At 39.8% G+C, this 3,476-nt stretch carries 2 protein-coding genes; both read right to left on the reverse strand.

Annotation, left to right across the window (positions count from 1 at the left end):
- Positions 1 to 2,199: DEAD/DEAH box helicase family protein (locus WA010_RS11100; protein ID WP_422557180.1), on the reverse strand; the 2,199-nt coding region annotated here is incomplete at its 3' end.
- 1 nt (position 2,200) lies between these two features.
- The coding region (locus WA010_RS11105) for a DNA methyltransferase (protein ID WP_422557181.1) at positions 2,201 to 3,476 on the reverse strand (1,276 nt) is incomplete at its 5' end.

Consider the following 3,476-nt stretch of genomic DNA (forward strand, 5'->3'; position numbering starts at 1 on the left):
GCCTAAGAGTTGCGGTTGATAAATTTGCATCGATGGCAAGGTACGATTATGCCCGCGCATTTTGAGTTGTCCCATCTTGTGTGTCAAAATTTCTAATATCTTTTGTAGATATTCATTGTAACTATTGGCAGTAAACAAATCCGCACTTATCGTATAATCGCCAAACGTTGTCTTAACCGTTAATTCCTCGGAATGAAAAACCTCTCCCCCAGTTGTCCATGATTTGAGCTGTTCCAAAGTATGATAAATATAGGGTTCAAGTTCATTAACATCCAGTTGCGGTGTTTTTAACTCCTCTTCTTCATCTTTGAGAATCTCTAAAAACGCCATATCGTAATCGGCAAAATTTTCTTTTAGGCTGACTTTTATCATGTCGCCCGTTGATGTTCCCTCACGCAGTTCATTGTCATCAAATCCAAATTCATCATCCGCCAATAAATCCCCATAAAACTGACTAAAAGCTGGATGTTCCACAATGCTAAGAACATCCAAATACGAGCTTGGTGAAAGTTTTTGTTTTAAAACACGTTGATGATTTTCATTTTTTTCATCACTAAACTCACTCTCACGAAACATCAGACGTAATCCGCGACCGATGGTTTGTTCGAGCAAAATAGAGGACTGATTGGAGCGAAGGGGAACAATCACGCAAACATTGCTGACATCAAATCCCTCTTTGAGCATCAAAACGGAGATAACTACTTTTGGATTTTCGTAGCTGTCGATATTAAAGAGTTTTTGTTTGAGCCTTTCCCATTCTTCTTTTGGTATTTCACCATTTTTCTTTGAGTGAACTCCCATAAACTCATCATCTTTAAGCCCAATTTCGATCAAAAATTGCTCTACATAATTCACGACTTCAGTCTCTTCACACATAATAAGCATTTTGGGATGCTTAGGATTATTGAGTTTAGAAAAATCTTTTTCGAGAATTTTCAGCTTTGTGAGTCCTGCTTGGATCATCACTTTTTGACCGTCACTGAGTCCGATGACTTTGTTCGTCCCCTCATCCCGCAACGCTTTAAAATCAAGCTCTAACGTGGAAAGCTCTTTTCGTTTATCGATGGTTATCATCTTGACTAAACCATCTTTGATGGCGGCATTGAGATCAAAATCTACGATGACATGAGGAAAATAGTGTTTTGTTCGTTTTTGTCCGCTTCCCGTCGTGTCATACGGTGTTGCTGAAAAATCGATTTGGACAAATCTATTGGCTTTATTTTTGGCGATAAAATTGAGTGATTTTTGCCACTCAACCTCTTGTATCTCTCCCGAAGATTTATTTTCGTGAATATGGTGGGCTTCATCATTCATAACGACCAAATCATCAAGATTAGCCAAATATTCTATTTCACCCCCGCTGAAATATCCCCCGTCAAGTTGTTCTAGGCTATTTCCTGCACTTATTCCAGGACGAGCGGGGAATATGTCGGCTATCACTCCGCTTGGGTCATCAAGAGGGCTTATTTCTTCTTTTTCTTCCGCATTGGACATAAACAAGTGCCAGTTAGAAATAGCAATAAAACCATCACTTGTGATTTTTTTGCCTATCTCATCTTTTTTCACCACACTGCTTTGTAAAAATGCTTTGATAGTTATCTCATATCGTTGCGGTAAAAACAGCTCTCTGTTTTTAAAAATATCACTGCTGTTTACATCACGGCTACCATCTTCACCCTCTTTTCCCATATAACTGTCGAGCAGTCTCTCATATACGATTAATCCGGGAGCAATAAGCAAAAAGTTTTTTGTAAATCTTCCGCTTTTCTCTTTTTCAGCCCTTGCGTTGAGATACTGCCAAACAAAAAGAGCATTCATTACCCACGTTTTACCCGTTCCCGTTGCCATCTTCATAGCGTACTTGGGTACGTTGTATTTCTCTTTTGTCAAAATAGTGTGATTGAGTTTTGGGATGAGTTCTTTGTCGCACTTTTCATAAATCTCTAAAACGCTGTTTATTTTCAAAATTTCATGCAGATAGATCGTATTTAAAATCGCACTCTTTTGTCCTCTGTGAAAATTGATCTCGCGCTGCGAAATGTGCGGCTCACAAAACCAAAACTTTAACAAATCTGCCGTAATCGGAGTCACTTTATCTAAAAACTCTCCATCATTCCACATGCCAAGAACTTTTTCACTGATGCTTCGTGCAAGTTGTAACGGTATATCGCCCGTAAGGGTGTTGATCGGTGTCGCCATCTTACACCTCCACTTTTACAACAGACTCAAACCCGAACACATCCACCGCTTTGACACTCACAACTCTTTTTTCTTTTCGTGCCACCATGATTTTGGCTTCATACACGACATGAAGCGGATCACCGTCATTGGCAATATTTTCACGGTAATCTTGCCACTTGCTTCTAAACGTCACGTCGTCATAATCGGGGTCAATGCTCCAGTATTCGATAAGTGCCAAGGGGTCATGCGCCAAAAGTTCTTGCAGCGATTTTTTATCTGCATCATCGAGCGGGATATTATCAGGGCTTAAGAGGATGTAATTATCAAGCCTAATCGTCAACTCTTCGAGTTCACTGTCATAGGCTTTTTTCTCTATGGGTTTGATGGTGAGGTATTGAAGCGAGCTAAAGCGTATTTTTCCACTCTCGACGAGCTTTTTATAGGTTGCTTTGGTTTTCAGTTTATCGAGCAAATCGGGCGGTATAACCAACACTTCGAGTTTATTATCTGCCAAATCATTGATGGCACTGCTGATGTCATAAGCGAAATTCCATCCCAAAACAACGACCCTATCCCAACCGCCTAAAAAGTTATCTCTTAACTCTATCGCTTTTTTAAGCGTCGCGCGTCCTGTCATTTTGCTAGGGCTATCGATGTAAACCAAAGTTTTTTTGTCTTTGATGTAGCCTAAATTTTGCGGATGTTCCGCCCCGAAACCGAGCGCCCCGATTCCGCTATCATCGCTAAAAAGAGAGATGATGACTTGAGATAAATCACCGATCCGTTTAAACATTCGGCTACTCTCTAGTGCCTCTTTTTGATAATCACCGATGCTTTGATAGAGAAACGGTTTAACTTCATTGTCGATTAGCCGTTTTCGCTGAACCATAATGGAGGGTTTACCGATGTCCGAACTGATCCATCGGCGACCGAGTTTTTCAGCAACGGCGGCGCTTGTTCCGCTTCCGCCGAAGAAGTCGGCGACGATGGAATTTTCATTTGAGGAGGCTTTAATAATACGTTCTACAAGTGCTTCAGGTTTTTGTGTCTGAAAATCAAGCCTTTCAGATGACATAACATTCAAGTAATCCATTTCAAACCAATCCCTAGGCTTAACACCTTCTTTATCATCTAAATAATCAACTCTGCATAATTCTGGATGTGTTTCAAGCCATGTAATATCTATATCTGTATTATTTTTGATCGGACTATTTTTAATATTTTTTCCATGCAATCTAAAATTTCTTCCATCTTTGTCAATATGTTTATATTTTTTTACTGTTACTTCTTTCAAA

The organism is Sulfuricurvum sp. (assembly GCF_049305995.1).
Classification (GTDB): Bacteria; Campylobacterota; Campylobacteria; order Campylobacterales; family Sulfurimonadaceae; genus Sulfuricurvum.